Annotated in this window: 15 protein-coding genes and 1 pseudogene; 7 read left to right on the top strand and 9 right to left on the bottom strand. The window is 68.9% G+C overall.

Annotated elements, in window-relative coordinates; translation table 11 throughout:
* A partial coding sequence (locus ACYVTD_RS06450) for a hypothetical protein (protein WP_012206032.1) occupies positions 1-360 on the bottom strand: 360 nt, incomplete at its 3' end.
* A 133-nt stretch (positions 361-493) separates the two neighbouring features.
* Here ACYVTD_RS06450 and ACYVTD_RS06445 point away from each other — a divergent pair.
* From ACYVTD_RS06445 to ACYVTD_RS06435, 3 genes are all read left to right on the top strand, one after another.
* Positions 494-1,000, top strand: a complete 507-nt coding sequence (locus ACYVTD_RS06445) for a hypothetical protein (RefSeq protein ID WP_012206033.1) — start codon at positions 494-496, stop codon at positions 998-1,000.
* Between the two features lie 227 nt (positions 1,001-1,227).
* Positions 1,228-1,812, top strand: coding sequence for a cysteine hydrolase family protein (locus ACYVTD_RS06440; RefSeq protein ID WP_012206034.1), 585 nt, complete (start codon positions 1,228-1,230; stop codon positions 1,810-1,812).
* A gap of 147 nt (positions 1,813-1,959) precedes the next feature.
* Entirely contained in the window at positions 1,960-2,847 is an 888-nt protein-coding gene (locus ACYVTD_RS06435) for a class I SAM-dependent methyltransferase (protein WP_012206035.1), read from the top strand.
* A gap of 67 nt (positions 2,848-2,914) precedes the next feature.
* On the opposite strand, the gene ACYVTD_RS06430 is transcribed toward ACYVTD_RS06435, so the two are convergent.
* The 7 genes from ACYVTD_RS06430 to ACYVTD_RS06400 all read right to left on the bottom strand — a co-directional run bounded on the left by ACYVTD_RS06430 (position 2,915) and on the right by ACYVTD_RS06400 (position 9,160).
* A complete protein-coding gene (locus ACYVTD_RS06430; RefSeq protein ID WP_012206036.1) occupies positions 2,915-3,544 on the bottom strand; it encodes a nitroreductase family protein in 630 nt (209 codons plus the stop codon).
* On the bottom strand, positions 3,541-4,044 hold the full coding sequence (gene fur, locus ACYVTD_RS06425; RefSeq protein ID WP_012206037.1) for a ferric iron uptake transcriptional regulator: 504 nt from the start codon (positions 4,042-4,044) through the stop codon (positions 3,541-3,543). The genes ACYVTD_RS06430 and fur overlap by 4 nt, the downstream gene beginning before the upstream one ends.
* On the bottom strand, positions 4,041-4,646 hold the full coding sequence (locus tag ACYVTD_RS06420) for a DUF2325 domain-containing protein (RefSeq protein ID WP_013802042.1): 606 nt from the start codon (positions 4,644-4,646) through the stop codon (positions 4,041-4,043). Before ACYVTD_RS06420 ends, fur begins: the two co-directional genes overlap by 4 nt.
* Positions 4,647-4,949: 303 nt before the next feature.
* A complete protein-coding gene (locus tag ACYVTD_RS06415) occupies positions 4,950-5,981 on the bottom strand; it encodes a c-type cytochrome (protein WP_012206039.1) in 1,032 nt (343 codons plus the stop codon).
* 17 nt (positions 5,982-5,998) lie between these two features.
* On the bottom strand, positions 5,999-6,787 hold the full coding sequence (locus ACYVTD_RS06410) for a c-type cytochrome (RefSeq protein WP_012206040.1): 789 nt from the start codon (positions 6,785-6,787) through the stop codon (positions 5,999-6,001).
* A gap of 169 nt (positions 6,788-6,956) precedes the next feature.
* Positions 6,957-8,501, bottom strand: coding sequence for an ATP-binding protein (locus ACYVTD_RS06405; RefSeq protein ID WP_461246954.1), 1,545 nt, complete (start codon positions 8,499-8,501; stop codon positions 6,957-6,959).
* Entirely contained in the window at positions 8,498-9,160 is a 663-nt protein-coding gene (locus tag ACYVTD_RS06400) for a response regulator (RefSeq protein ID WP_012206042.1), read from the bottom strand. The genes ACYVTD_RS06405 and ACYVTD_RS06400 overlap by 4 nt, the downstream gene beginning before the upstream one ends.
* A gap of 807 nt (positions 9,161-9,967) precedes the next feature.
* Here ACYVTD_RS06400 and ACYVTD_RS06395 point away from each other — a divergent pair.
* The 4 genes and pseudogenes from ACYVTD_RS06395 to ACYVTD_RS06380 all read left to right on the top strand — a co-directional run.
* Positions 9,968-10,438, top strand: a pseudogene (locus tag ACYVTD_RS06395) (prolipoprotein diacylglyceryl transferase family protein); the annotation flags it as partial.
* Between the two features lie 64 nt (positions 10,439-10,502).
* Entirely contained in the window at positions 10,503-10,967 is a 465-nt protein-coding gene (locus ACYVTD_RS06390; RefSeq protein ID WP_461246956.1) for a TlpA family protein disulfide reductase, read from the top strand.
* Positions 10,958-11,770, top strand: a complete 813-nt coding sequence (dsbG, locus tag ACYVTD_RS06385; RefSeq protein WP_461246955.1) for a thiol:disulfide interchange protein DsbG — start codon at positions 10,958-10,960, stop codon at positions 11,768-11,770. The genes ACYVTD_RS06390 and dsbG overlap by 10 nt, the downstream gene beginning before the upstream one ends.
* A gap of 11 nt (positions 11,771-11,781) precedes the next feature.
* The gene (locus tag ACYVTD_RS06380; protein WP_012206045.1) at positions 11,782-12,183 is read left to right on the top strand and encodes a DsrE family protein; all 402 of its coding nucleotides are present in this window, start codon (positions 11,782-11,784) and stop codon (positions 12,181-12,183) included.
* Here ACYVTD_RS06380 and ACYVTD_RS06375 read toward each other — a convergent pair.
* A partial coding sequence (locus ACYVTD_RS06375) for a hypothetical protein (RefSeq protein WP_461246953.1) occupies positions 12,168-12,354 on the bottom strand: 187 nt, incomplete at its 5' end. The two genes, ACYVTD_RS06380 and ACYVTD_RS06375, sit on opposite strands and share 16 nt — an antisense overlap.

Raw genomic sequence — 12,354 nt, 5'->3', positions numbered from 1 at the left:
GGCTGCCCGGGGAGGCCGGTCGGGCGGGGCCAGGCTGCGCCAAGGGCCTTCGCGCAGGCTGGCGGTGATGTGGCGCCCGGCCTGCAGGCGGGGTGCCGGCATGCCGTCCACGGCGTGCACGACATCGGGGAGGTCCTGCTGATCGTCCATCAGCGCGTGGTCGAAGTCATCGAGCAGGGACACCGTGTCCACCCGCGGCGCCGCCGCGCGCTCCGGGCCGGCGCAGGCCGCGCGCGGGTGGACACCGGGCGGCTCGCATGGCTCGTGCGGCAGGGCGCGCCATGGCGCAAGCCCCAGCGTGGACAAGGCCACGCTGACGACGAAGTGCAGGGAGAAAACCGCGATGAACCATCTGGACATGGTCTTCGGATTCTATCCATGCCCGTGAACCGCAGACAGGCAGGCCGCCTGTCCACCGCTGTTCGCCGCTTCCTACAAGCGGCGCGCCGGCGCCGTGGAAACATGCGCCACGGCCCACTCTCCGCCCTCTGCCATGAAAGCCATCCATACCCTTTTCACCGTGTTGCACGCCCTCATCGCGCTGCTGTTTTCGCTGGCCGCCGTGGCCCTGCTCTGGATCGCGGGCCTGAAGGGCTGGAACGCCATGGCGCATGGCGTGGATGGCGAATCGGGCCTGCGCATCGTCGAGGCGCTGGGCATCCTGGCCTCCGGCGTGGTTGCACTGCAGATCGCCCAGACCATCACCGAAGAGGAAGTCATACGCGAGGCCCACATCAGCGGCCCCACGCGCGTGCGCCGCTTTCTCTCGCGCTTTCTGGTGGTGCTGGTCGTCGCGCTGGCCGTGGAGGCCCTGGTCGCCGCCTTCAAGACGCAGGAAGAACCCGCCCACCTGCTCTACCCCGCCGCCCTGGTCAGCGCCGTGGGTGTCCTGCTGCTGGGCTGGGGCGCCTTCATCCACCTCAACCGCTCCGCCGAGGAGCTGGAGCCCGAGGCCATGGAAGAAGCCAAGGGCGAGGACCACAAGGTCAACAAGTCGTGAGGGCCAGGCCCGCGCACGCAAGGGTTGACAGGCCGCATCGCCGGCCTCAGGATGCGCGGATGGTTTTTGCCACGCACCGCCTCACGACCACCACCACGACCGCCAACGGCGGACCGTGGACGGATACCTGAGCGCCGCAAGGCAGCCACCATCCCCCAAGGCCCCGCCCACGATGGTCGGGGCCTTTGCGTTTCTCCGTGCATCCAGGGCATCACCGGAGAGACTTCATGCAGATTTCCCCTTCCGCCCCTTCCGCCGCTTCCTCCTCGACGGCCGCACCGGACGGCCCACGGCGTGCCCTGCTCGTCATCGACATGCAGCAAGGTCTTTTCAACGGCAGCGATGCGCCGTTCGACAAGGACCGCGTGCTGGCGAACACCGGACAACTGATCGCCCGCGCCCGTGAAGCCGGCGCGCCCATCTTCGCTGCGCGCCACACCGGCCCTGCAGGCTCGCCGATCGCCCCGGGCAGCCCGCTCACGCAACTGCTGCCGCAGCTGGGCATCGAGGCACAGCGGGACCGCGTCTTCGACAAGACACGGCCCAGCTGCTTCGAGGGCACCGGCCTGGCCACCTGGCTTGCCGAAGCCGGCATTGCCGAACTGGTCATCGCCGGCATGAAGACCGAGTTCTGCGTGGACACCACCTGCCGTGCCGCAGCCGGCCTGGGCTTTCGCCCGGTGCTGGTGGCGGATGCCCATACCACCACCGATTCGCCGCTGCTGCAGGCCGAGCTCATCATCGGCCACCACAACCGCACGCTGGGCGGCGCCTTTGCGCAACTGGTGCAGACTGCGGACTGCCGGTTCTGAACGGACTTCGCGCATGATGGCCATGGCAGCGTCACGTGTCGTGCCGTGGCAGCCTTGCATCAAACCAATATGAATGATTTCCGTTAACTGGTTCATGACGTGCGCAGGCCTGGCATGCTGGCCTGCAGCGCACCACAGGAGCGAGCAATGCCCGAACCTCTTGCACCGTCGGCCGGCCCGGCTTTCACCGATGCGCCGCCCTCCACGCCCCGGCAGGAAAAACTGTCCGACGTCAGCGAGACGCTGCGCATTCCGCTGACCGCCCGCGCACTGGGCGACCGGCTGTTTCCGGGCATGGCCGTCAGCGATGCCCATGCCTTGGACACGCTGACCCAGCTGGGCGACGACGGCAGCCGCTGGCTTCAGGACAGGCAGAGCATCTACGGCGTGCTGGCGCGCACGCACTGCTTTCGCGCGCTGGCGCAGGACTTTCTCCGGCGCCAGCCGCAGGGCCATGTCGTGAACCTGGGCTGCGGCCTCAGCGACTATTTCCAATGGCTGGACAACGGGCAGATGCACATGACGGATGCGGACCTGGGGCCGGTCGTTGCACTGCGCAGGCGGTTGCTGCCCTGGCAATCGGAGCGCCAGGAGATCCGTGAATTCGACCTGGCCGACGCCGACTGGTGGCAGCGGCTGGGACTGCCGGCCGACAGGTCAGGGCCTGCCGTCTTCATGATGGCCGAAGGCGTTTCCATGTACCTGCAAAAAGAGCAGATACAGGCGCTGTGGACCACGTTTGCGCAATGCAGCCCGCCGGGTTCGGAACTGGTGTTCGACGCCATGTGCTGGCTGGCCGCCGGGCGCGCAAGCCAGCACCCCTCGGTCCGGCTCACCCAGGCCCAGTTCCATTGGGGCCTGCGCCGCGAGGCCGATCTGGCGCAAGCCCATCCGCGCCTGCAGCTGGTGGCCGCGCACCAGGTGATGGAAGGCTACGGCCCGCCCTACTCGCTGGTGGGGCCGGCATTCCGCTGGACCTTTGGCGTGCACTTCTATGCCATCTACCAGTTGAAGTCGGTCGAGACGGCGGCTTAGGCCGATTGAGCAGCCGCAATGAAAGATGCCCGGTCAAGCCGGGCATCCTTGTTTCTGGGAACCAGGATCAGCCTTCGTCGGCCGCGCTGGAGGACAGGGCCAGGTCTTGCCCGGGCTGCCATTCGCGCACAAAGCGGTTGCGCGGCGGCCGCAGTGCTTCGCGGCCGGACGAGACGGGCGTGCCCACATACAGCAGGCCGACGAGCCGGTCATGGGGCTCGAATCCCAGGGCCTCGCGCACGCGCGCATCGTGGCTGTTGGCACCGCTGGCCCAGAAGCCGCCAAAGCCCAGGATGTGCAGGGCGTTGAGCATGTTCATGGCGGCAGCGCCACCGGCCAGCAGCTGCTCGCTTTCAGGCACCTTGTGCTCGGGCTGCAGGTGCACGCCCAGCGCGATGATCAGCGGGGCGGACAGGGCCTTGGCGCGGAATCGCTCGGCGTCGGCCTGGGGATCGCGCGCCTTGGCGGCCTGCACGAACACCTCGCCCAGCGCATGGCGCGCATCGCCCTGCACCAGCACGAAGCGCCAGGGGCGCAGCTGGCCGTGGTCGGGGGCGCGCAAGGCCGCGTCGATGACGGTGTCGATCACGCCGGGGCCGGGCGCCGGCTCCTGCAGCGGCCAGCGTGACTGGCGCGACATCAGCAGGTCCAGCGCGGCGCGCTGCTCGGGAGTCAGGGATCTGTCGTTGGTGCTCATTCGTTGTCCTGCAGCGCAGGCTGTCTTGCCTGCACGGGCTGTGCCGGTGATTCGGGTGGCAGCTGCGAGCACGCGCCGCAATGGCCGTACAGGGCCAGGCGGTGGTCGGCCAGGCGGTAGCCGTGGGCCTGGGCCACCTGGTGCTGCAGCGCCTCGATGTGGTCGTTGCTGAATTCATCCACGCGTCCGCACTGCAGGCAGATCAGGTGGTCATGGTGCGGCCCCTCGTTGAGCTCGAACACCGCCTTGCCGCTTTCAAAGGTCTGGCGCAGCAGCAGGCCTGCGGCCTCCAGCTGCGACAGCACGCGGTAGACGGTGGCCAGGCCCACCTCGGCGCGCCGCTCGGCCAGCAGGCGGAACACGTCCTCGGCATGCAGGTGGCGCGATGCGCTCTGCCTGAAGATTTCCAGCACCTGCATGCGCGGCAGCGTGGCCTTCAGGCCGACGCTGCGCAGTTCGGGTTCGCCGCCCGGGCTCAGGGGCATCTTGCTGCGTGTCATGCGGTGGTGTCTCCGTGTGTCAGTGTCATGGCGGGGTTGTCGCCGCCTTCGGCACCCCGGTGTATGCGGACAATGCGCAGCGCATCGGGCTGCTCCACCAGCACGCAGGTCTTGCCCGTGCGCTGGCAATGGTCCTGTACGCGCCAGTACTCGCCGTGGCTCAGGCAGCCGGTCTGGCAGATCACCAGATCGGCCTCGCGCAGGCTGGCCTCGAAGGCCTCGGCGTCCTGTTCGGGCTCCCGCGCAGGCATGGCGGGCTGGGCCAGGGGCGCGGCCGTCTGGCGCTGCCAGCGTGCACGCTCGCGCAGCAGGTCCTGCACGCGCACCAGCAGCGACTCCACGCGCCGTGCCAGCGTGACGCGGCGCGAGAGGCCGGGAATGGCCTTCTCCAGCGCCTCGCGCTCCTCGCGCGCCCACAGCAGCTGGGTTTCCTTGGCCATCAAGGCCGCACGCTGGCGGATCACCAGCCTTTGCAGCCTCTCTATTTCCTGGGCTTGAAGGCACAGCAGCTCGCTGCTGCGCAACTGGGCGTGGCCGTAGCCACGCAGCAGCACCTGGTGCTCATGCGCCAGTTGCTGAATGTCGTCCAAGGTCTGGGTCATGGTTTCCTCGGCAAACCTGAGCATTGCGCGGTGGTCGCGCGAAGGCCTTTGCGCATGGCCCTGTGCGGCACGGGCCTGGCTTGCCGGCAAGGCGGTGTGCTGCGGTGCAAGCCGGATGCGCTGGCAAATCAGTGAGAATGATTCTTATTAAATCATGAAATGCCGGCCGTCAAACCGATGACCGTACGCCGTCTGGTGCAAAGGCCGCACCGGCGCAGATGCGTTTGCAGGGTGGCCGTCAGCGCCCTGCCATGTACGGCAACGCAGGCCTGCGCCCGGCCTGCCGTTGCCTGTCCGACCTGCTCAAAGACCCTTGAGCAGCCGGCCGTTGACCTCGGTGCCGTACAGCGAGAACGGCGTGTCGTGGAACTGCTTGCGCGTGTCGGCCACGTTGCCGGTGAAGCGCGGGTCCTGGGGACGCTCCATGCTGTTGATGTAGGTGGCCACGTCCCAGGCCTCCTGGTCATCCAGCGTGGGGTTGCCGTAGGGCATGTTGCCCTTGATGAAGCTGGCGGCCTTGTCCACCTCATGCGTGCCCGCGCCCCAGTTGTAGGACTGCTTGCCCCACAGCGGCGGGAACACGGTCACGCCGCCGGTTTCCTGGCCCTGGCCCTGCACGCCGTGGCACAGCGCGCACTTGGCCTCGTAGACCTTGGCGCCGCGCTCGAAGCTGGGCTCCTGCGCGGCCTTGCCCACCTTGGTGAAGCCCGCACCCGGCAGCTTCTCGCCCGTGGGCGCCTTCTGGGCCATCCAGTAGGCGTAGGCCTCCAGCGCCACGAGGATGTCGTGGCCGTCATCGGGGGCCTTGCCGTTCATGCTGTACATGAAGCAGCCGCGCACGCGCTCGGCGAAGGTGTCCACGTGGTTGGTCTTCTTGCGGTAGGCCGGGTACAGCGGGTAGGCACCCCACATGGGTGCGGCGCCCTTGAGCCGGCCTGCGTCCAGGTGGCAGTTCACGCAGTTGAGGGTGTTGCCCGAAAAGCCCACGGCGTTGGCCGGCGTGCGCAGGAAGATGGCCTCGCCGCGGCGGATCCACTCGCCCATGGGCGTGTCGGGAATGTCGCGGGCGCCGGGGGGTGTGAAGGCTTCGCCGTCGGCAGCCACTTTCACGGCCTGGGAGGTGACCTGGGCATTCGCGTTTGCATCGACCCTGGCTGCGGTGGCAGCCGCAGCGGGGACCGCGCCCACGCGGGCCGGCGCAGGTGGCATGTCTGGCTGGCTGATGTACATGCCATAGGCGAGCGCGCCCGCCAGGCCGGCGAACAGGCAGGCGACGACGACGTACTCGGCGGTATTGGAGTTTTTGGAGGCGCGGGTGGGTTGTGTGTCGGACATGTTCGGCTCCCGGTCCATCAGGGTTTGGCTGGCGCGGAGGCCGTGGCTGCGGTGCTGGTGCTGGAGCTGGTGCCATGCAGGCGGGCGTAGTAGGCCGCCACGGCCTGGATGTCCGCGGGCGTGAGCTTTTGCGCGACCTTGCCCATGAGGCCCAGCGGGCCAGCCTCGCGCTGGCCCTTGTTCCAGGCGGCGACCTGGCTTTGCATGTAGTCGGCCGTCAGGTGGCCGATGGCCGGGAAATCGGCGCCCACGCCCACGCCGCCCGGGCCGTGGCATTGGGCACAGGCGGGAATGCCGTCCGCCCAGCGGCCGCGCTCGACCAGCCAGGCGCCGTCATCGTCCTTGCCCTTGGGCAGGGGGCCGCGCACGGGCTGGATGGGCAGCGGCAGGCTGGCGTAATAGGCCGAGACGTCGGCACGGTCCTGGGCCGACAGGGCCTTGGCCATGGGCGCCATCACGGGGGCCTGGCGGCTGCCGTCGGCCAGGTGCTGGAGCTGGCGCGCCAGATAGCCGGCGTGCTGGCCGGCCAGGGCGGGAAAGCCCGCCATGCCCTCGCCCTTGGCGCCGTGGCAGGTGGCACATGCCGCCGCACCCTGGGGCGTGCCCGACTGGGCGATTTTCTGGCCGGCTGCTGCACTGCCTTGCACCGCAGCTGTGGGCGCTGCTGCGGGCGCTGGTGCCTTGGGCGCGGCGTCTTGCGCCCAGGCGCTGCCCATCAGCATGCAGATGCCGATGGCGATGCACGACCGGGACAGGGTCTGTTTGTTCATGCGGATCATCGTGGGAAGAGGCATTTGCCCTGCCATGCGTCCGCGCCACGCACCGAGGAGCGCGCGGCTGCGGCGGACAGGATCGAATAGGGATACCGGCCGCCGCCCCGCAAGGCGCAATGCCCGCAGGGCTGGCCAGCCAGGCCCGCACGATACGGAAACGAGATTAAGCCGGCGTTAATGGGCCGGCGTTAATGGGCCGGCGTTAATGGGCCGGCGTTAACGGGCCGGGGGCCGGGGCCTGCGGGCCCGGGCCGTCCGCCAGCGGCAGGGACAGGCGCGCGACCAGGCCGCTGGCCTGGCCTTCCTCGGGCCGCCACAGGCTGCGCGGCTGCAGCAGCAGGCAGCCGCCTGCGCATTCGGCGATGCGCTGCACGATGGGCAGTCCCAGGCCGCTGCCATGCTCCTGGGGACGCTTGCGCCAAAAGCGCCGCGTGGCCTCTTCGCATTCCTCGGCGCTGAGCCCCGGGCCGTGGTCGGCCACGGTGAACTCCACATAGCCTGTGCCCGGCTGCTGTGTCTTGCCCGGCATGGCGCCAATGGGGCGCACGGCCAGTTCCACGGCATGCTGCGGCGCATGGCGCAGGGCGTTTTCCAGCAGATTGCGCAGGGCCGAGACCAGCAGGGGCTCGGAGATGGCCAGAGGCCAGTCCTGCACGGGCTGGCCGTTGTCCAGCCATGTGCGCAGCGCGGGCGCTGGGGCCTGGGCGCTCACGGCATTCACAGCCAGTTGCCAGGCCTTGTCCAGCGCCTGCAGCGCATCGGCAGGCGCATCGCCGCAGGCCAGCACGGAGGTAGCGCCAGGTTCATGCTGCTCCAGCCGCGCCAGCAGCAGCAATTGCTCCAGCGTGTGCTGCAGGTGCTCCACGCCCTCGCCCGCCTGGGCCAGCGAATCGCGGGCCATGGAGCCGGGCGGCGCGGCCAGAAGGCCGGCAGGCATGCCGGGCGCCGCCAGCGCCATCTGCGCCACCTGCACATGGGTCTTGATGGCGGTGAGCGGCGTGCGCAACTCATGGGCGGCGTCGTCGCTCCAGCGGCGCTCGCGGTCGATGGCGGCGCGCACGCGGTGCAGCAGCTGGTTGAGCGTGCCCACCAGCGGCGCCAGCTCGCGCGTCTGCAGGCCCTGGGCCACGGGCGAGTCGTCGCCGGGCGGGCGGCGCGCCAGTTCGCGCCGCAGGGCCTCCAGCGGCCTGAGGCCCTGGGTCACGGCCCACCACATCAGCCCCATGCTGGCCAGCAGCGCCAGCACGAAGGGCAGGACGATGGTGTAGGCAAAGCCGTGGATCAGGCCCTCGCGCACATCGATGCGGTCGGCCGTGGCGATGCGCACGCCGTGGTCCTCCAGCACATAGGTGCGCCAGGGCTTGCCGCCCTTGATGATGGTCGAGAAGCCCAGCGGCATGCTCTGCGGGAACACGGGACTGCCCTCGGTCTTGGCCAGCACCTGCGGCAGGGCCGATTCGGGCCGCACGGGCTGGACCTCGCCGCGCACCAGGCTGACCTCGCAGGCCACGCCGTCGCGCGCGATCACGTTGAGCATGGGGCTCCAGTCCTGCGGCAGCTCCCGGGCAGGCCGGAACTGGTGGACGATGCCTGCCACCATGCGCGCCGAGGCGATCAGCCGGTCATCCAGCACGGTGCGCAGCTCGTTGCGCATGTCCGAGAACATCCAGGCCGCCACCCCGCCCCACAGCGTGCACAGCGCCAGGCACAGACATGCCAGCAGGCGCACGCGCAGGCTGCGCATCATGGGTGCAGGCCCAGGCGATAGCCCTCGCCGCGCACCGTCTCCACCAGTTCATGGCCCAGCTTGCGGCGCAGGTGGTGCACATGCACGTTGACGGCATTGCTCTCCACGTCCTGGCTGTAGCCGTAGAGGCTGTCGCGCAGTTGCTCGGTGCTCAGGATGCGGCCCGGCGACTGCAGCAGCGCGCGCAGCAGCGACCACTCGCGGCGCGACAGCTCCACCGTGCGGCCCTGGCGCTGGATGTGGCCGGCAGCGGGGTTGATGCGCACCTCGCCCAGCTCGATCCAGTCCACGCTGCGGCCGGCCGCGCGGCGCAGCAGCGCATGCAGGCGCGCCGCCAGTTCGTGCAGGTCAAAGGGCTTGACCAGGTAATCGTCGGCGCCGGTCTGCAGGCCTTCGATGCGCTGTGACACGGCATCGCGCGCCGTCAGCACCAGCACGGGCACCTGCAGGCCCTGGCCGCGCCAGCGCGCCAGCAGCGAGAGACCATCCTCGTCCGGCAGGCCCAGGTCCAGCACACAGGCATCGAAATGCGAGGAACGGATGGCCGCATCCGCCTGCCCGGCCGAGGCCACGGTATCCACGCCAAAGCCCTGCAGCTGCAGGCCGGCTCGCACGCCGCTGGCCACCAGCGCGTTGTCTTCCACCAAGAGAACATGCATGTTGTTGTCCGCAGGGCCTGGCGCCAGGCCCCGCCGTCTGTATCCAAGTCGGGAACGAAAAGCGACTGAGCATCGCAGATTTGTAGCGAGGTGTGCGCCAGCATGCCGAATCTCGCAGGCACGCGTACAAGAATGCGGCCAGGCGTTGGCGCGACGTTCGGGCCGCCAGCTCGCTTTGCAGCCATGTGCCCATGGGACTTTCAGGGACTGAGAGCAAAACGCAATTCTTGGGTTCTTCAGAAAATAATTGGCTATTCAAAAATCTGAAAAAACGCAGGACCAGTCCTATGGCAACTAAGAAAAATCCTGGAAGATTTCAGAATCCTCCCGGCGATTTACTGCAGTAGATCTTGCAATCACCAATGCACAATTCAACCCTTGCCTCCCAAGGGGCTGCATAGCTCTCGCCCCCATATCCCGCTGAATGGAAAGAAATGCAATGAATGAACTTCAAATAGGGCTTGCCGTCGTGGGCGCCCTGATCCTCTTCGCCATCATGCTCACTTTCAAATACAAGATGGTGCGACCCTGCATGCCATCGGAAAACAGGTTGGCTTTCAAAATTTCCATCTTCATTGTGATTTTTTCCAGCGTATTTGCAGCACTCTGGAATAAGTTCTGACCCTCGATCCATGAGATGGATTTTCTTGCGATTGCAGAAAATCCTTTTCCTGCGAGCGCATGAGGTGGCGCTGCCGCCCGGCAAGCCAGGTGAGGCCGTGAGGCCATGAGGCCGTTAACCCCCCGTTAATTCCCCGCTGCCAGCATCCACGACCTGTCAGCCTGCATGGCTGAAACTCCTTGCCCATGCATCTCCGGTCATCCCCTCTTCTTTCGTCCTTCCTGCCCTTGCTTGCCGGCCTGCTGCTGGCGCCTTCGCCTGGTCTTGCCGGACCGGCAGAGCCTGGCGGGCCGTCAGCGCTATCGGCGCTGGGCGCCTGGCTGCACCTGCCTGCCAGCCTGGCGCTGGGCCCGCTGGTCCTGCCGATGGGCGTGGTGGTGGCCATGCTGGCCTGGCTGCTGGCGCAGTGGCTGGCGCGCAGGAATGAAAGGCGCACGGGCCAGGCCGTGGATGCGCTGCTGTGGCAAAGCACCCTGGCCGGCCTGCTGGCGGCGCGCCTGGCCTATGTCGCGCAGTGGTGGACCGAGGTCGCGCCGGCCCCCTGGGATTGGAGCGGGATGCCGGCCTTCGCAGGCCGTGTCGTCGATATCCGCGACGGGGGATGGAACCTCTGGGCCGGCCTGCTGGCCGCGCTGCTGTACATGCTGTGGCGCAGCCGCCGCTCCCCGGTGCTGCGCCGCGCCACAGGGCTGGCGCTGGGCGCGGGGGGCTGCCCTGCTGGTGCCGGGCAGCCTGCTGCAGGCGCTGCCCTCCGCAGATGCACCGGCCCTGCCGGCCTTCACCCTGGTCAACGGGCAGGCGCAGCCGGTCTCGCTGCAGCAGCTGCAGCAGGCCGATGGCAAGCCCATGGTGATCAACCTCTGGGCCACCTGGTGCCCGCCTTGCAGACGCGAGATGCCGGTGCTGGCCCAGGCCCAGCAGCAGCGGCCCGATGTGCGCTTCATCTGGATCAACCAGGGCGAGTCAGCCGAGGCCGTGACGGGCTACCTGCGGCGCGAGCAGGCAGCAGCCCCGCTGCCGCTGGCCCAGGTGCTGTTCGACCCGCAGCAGCAGGCCGGCCGGCACTGGCGCCAGCGGGGCCTGCCTTCCACCTATTTCTATGGCGCCGACGGCCGGCTGTGCGGCATGCGCATGGGCGAGCTGTCGCGCGCCAGCCTGGCCCAGCATCTGAAGGAATGTTCATGAGCGCTTCCCCCCTGTTCCCCCTGCCTGCACTGGCAGGAGCCCTGGCCCTGTCGGCAGCCTTGGCCCTGCCGGCTGCGGCGTCCGAGCTGCCATCGGAGGATTTCCTGGCCCAGCAGGGACTGACCCTGGTGGGACCGCTGCCGGCCGTGGGCGGACTCAAGGCCTGGGCCGCCTACCGCGACCGCCAGCCCGTGCCCATCTACCGCATGCCCGACGGCAAGCACTGGGTGCTGGGCACGGTGATCGACGCCCAGGGCCGCGACGTGAACGCCCAGGCCCTGCAGGCCGCCGTGCAAAAGCCCATGGGCGAGCAGCTGTGGGGCGATGTGCAGCGCGCCCAGTCCATACCGGATGGCCGCGCCGACGCGCCGCGCACGGTCTATGTGTTCACCGACCCCAACTGCCCCTATTGCAACCAGCTGTGGAACGATGCCCGACCCTGGGTGGAGAGCGGCCAGGTGCAGTTGCGCCACATTCTGGTGGGCATCCTCAAGCCCAGCAGCGAGGGCAAGGCCGCCGCCTTGCTGACCACGCGCCAGCCCGAGCAGGCCCTGGCCGAGCACGCACGCGCCTATGCCAAGGCCGGCCGCGCCAGCGCAGAGGGCGCGGGCGCCACGCCGCTGGCCCCGGTGCCGCAGGCCACGCGGCAGGTGTTGGCCAACCATGCCTCGCTGATGTCCACCTGGGGCCTGCGTGCCACGCCGGCCCTGGTCTGGAAGGATGACAAGGGGCTGGTGCAGGTGCGCACCGGCCTGCCGCCGGGCCTGCTGGAAGAGGTCATGGGGCCGCGTGGCAGGAAATGACGAGGACGACCATGAGCACAAGCCGTTCTCCCGCCGCTTCCACCGCCTCCAGCGACTGGAGCGACCTGTTCCCCGCCCGGCCGGATGCGTCGCCGCTGCGCATCGTGCTGCATGCGCCCACACCCGGCGCCCTGGCCCGTGCACGCAGCAATCTGGCCAATCTGCGCCAGGACCGGCCCGGTGCCGAAGTCCGCATCGTCATCAACGGCCCGGCCGTCGAGGCGCTGCTGGACGCTGCGCCGGGCACGCCGCAGCATCTGGATGCGGCCGCCCTGGCCCATGCGCTGGTCTGCCCGAACACGCTCAGGAAGCTGGGCCGCGAGGCGCCTGCCGGCATGCGCGTGCTGCCGCAGGGCGGGATCGAGTCACTGGCCCTGCTGCAGCAGTCGGCCTGGTGCTACGTGCGCTGCTGAGCGGCCTGCGCCAGCGAGGCCAGGCAGCGCGCCTGCCATTGGTACTCGGGCTCGAACGATTCCCGGTCCGTGACGGCGCCGTGGCCGCCCTCGCCATAGACCATGGCGTAGGCCGCATAGTCGGCCGCCTGCAGCGCCCGGCCCGCCAGCCCATGGGCCGTGGCATAGGTG

Source organism: Treponema sp. R6D11 (assembly GCF_054786075.1).
This window is presented reverse-complemented; position numbering and strand designations above follow the sequence as displayed.

What these genes read in the sequence shown, in the direction of transcription:
- ACYVTD_RS06445 (WP_012206033.1), top strand. Translation starts at nt 494, where the DNA reads ATGAAAGCCATCCATACCCTTTTCACCGTGTTGCACGCCCTCATCGCG.
- ACYVTD_RS06440 (WP_012206034.1), top strand. Translation starts at nt 1,228, where the DNA reads ATGCAGATTTCCCCTTCCGCCCCTTCCGCCGCTTCCTCCTCGACGGCC.
- ACYVTD_RS06435 (WP_012206035.1), top strand. Translation starts at nt 1,960, where the DNA reads ATGCCCGAACCTCTTGCACCGTCGGCCGGCCCGGCTTTCACCGATGCG.
- ACYVTD_RS06430 (WP_012206036.1), bottom strand. Translation starts at nt 3,544, where the DNA reads ATGAGCACCAACGACAGATCCCTGACTCCCGAGCAGCGCGCCGCGCTG.
- fur (WP_012206037.1), bottom strand. Translation starts at nt 4,044, where the DNA reads ATGACACGCAGCAAGATGCCCCTGAGCCCGGGCGGCGAACCCGAACTG.
- ACYVTD_RS06420 (WP_013802042.1), bottom strand. Translation starts at nt 4,646, where the DNA reads ATGACCCAGACCTTGGACGACATTCAGCAACTGGCGCATGAGCACCAG.
- ACYVTD_RS06415 (WP_012206039.1), bottom strand. Translation starts at nt 5,981, where the DNA reads ATGTCCGACACACAACCCACCCGCGCCTCCAAAAACTCCAATACCGCC.
- ACYVTD_RS06410 (WP_012206040.1), bottom strand. Translation starts at nt 6,787, where the DNA reads ATGGCAGGGCAAATGCCTCTTCCCACGATGATCCGCATGAACAAACAG.
- ACYVTD_RS06405 (WP_461246954.1), bottom strand. Translation starts at nt 8,501, where the DNA reads ATGATGCGCAGCCTGCGCGTGCGCCTGCTGGCATGTCTGTGCCTGGCG.
- ACYVTD_RS06400 (WP_012206042.1), bottom strand. Translation starts at nt 9,160, where the DNA reads ATGCATGTTCTCTTGGTGGAAGACAACGCGCTGGTGGCCAGCGGCGTG.
- dsbG (WP_461246955.1), top strand. Translation starts at nt 10,958, where the DNA reads ATGTTCATGAGCGCTTCCCCCCTGTTCCCCCTGCCTGCACTGGCAGGA.
- ACYVTD_RS06380 (WP_012206045.1), top strand. Translation starts at nt 11,782, where the DNA reads ATGAGCACAAGCCGTTCTCCCGCCGCTTCCACCGCCTCCAGCGACTGG.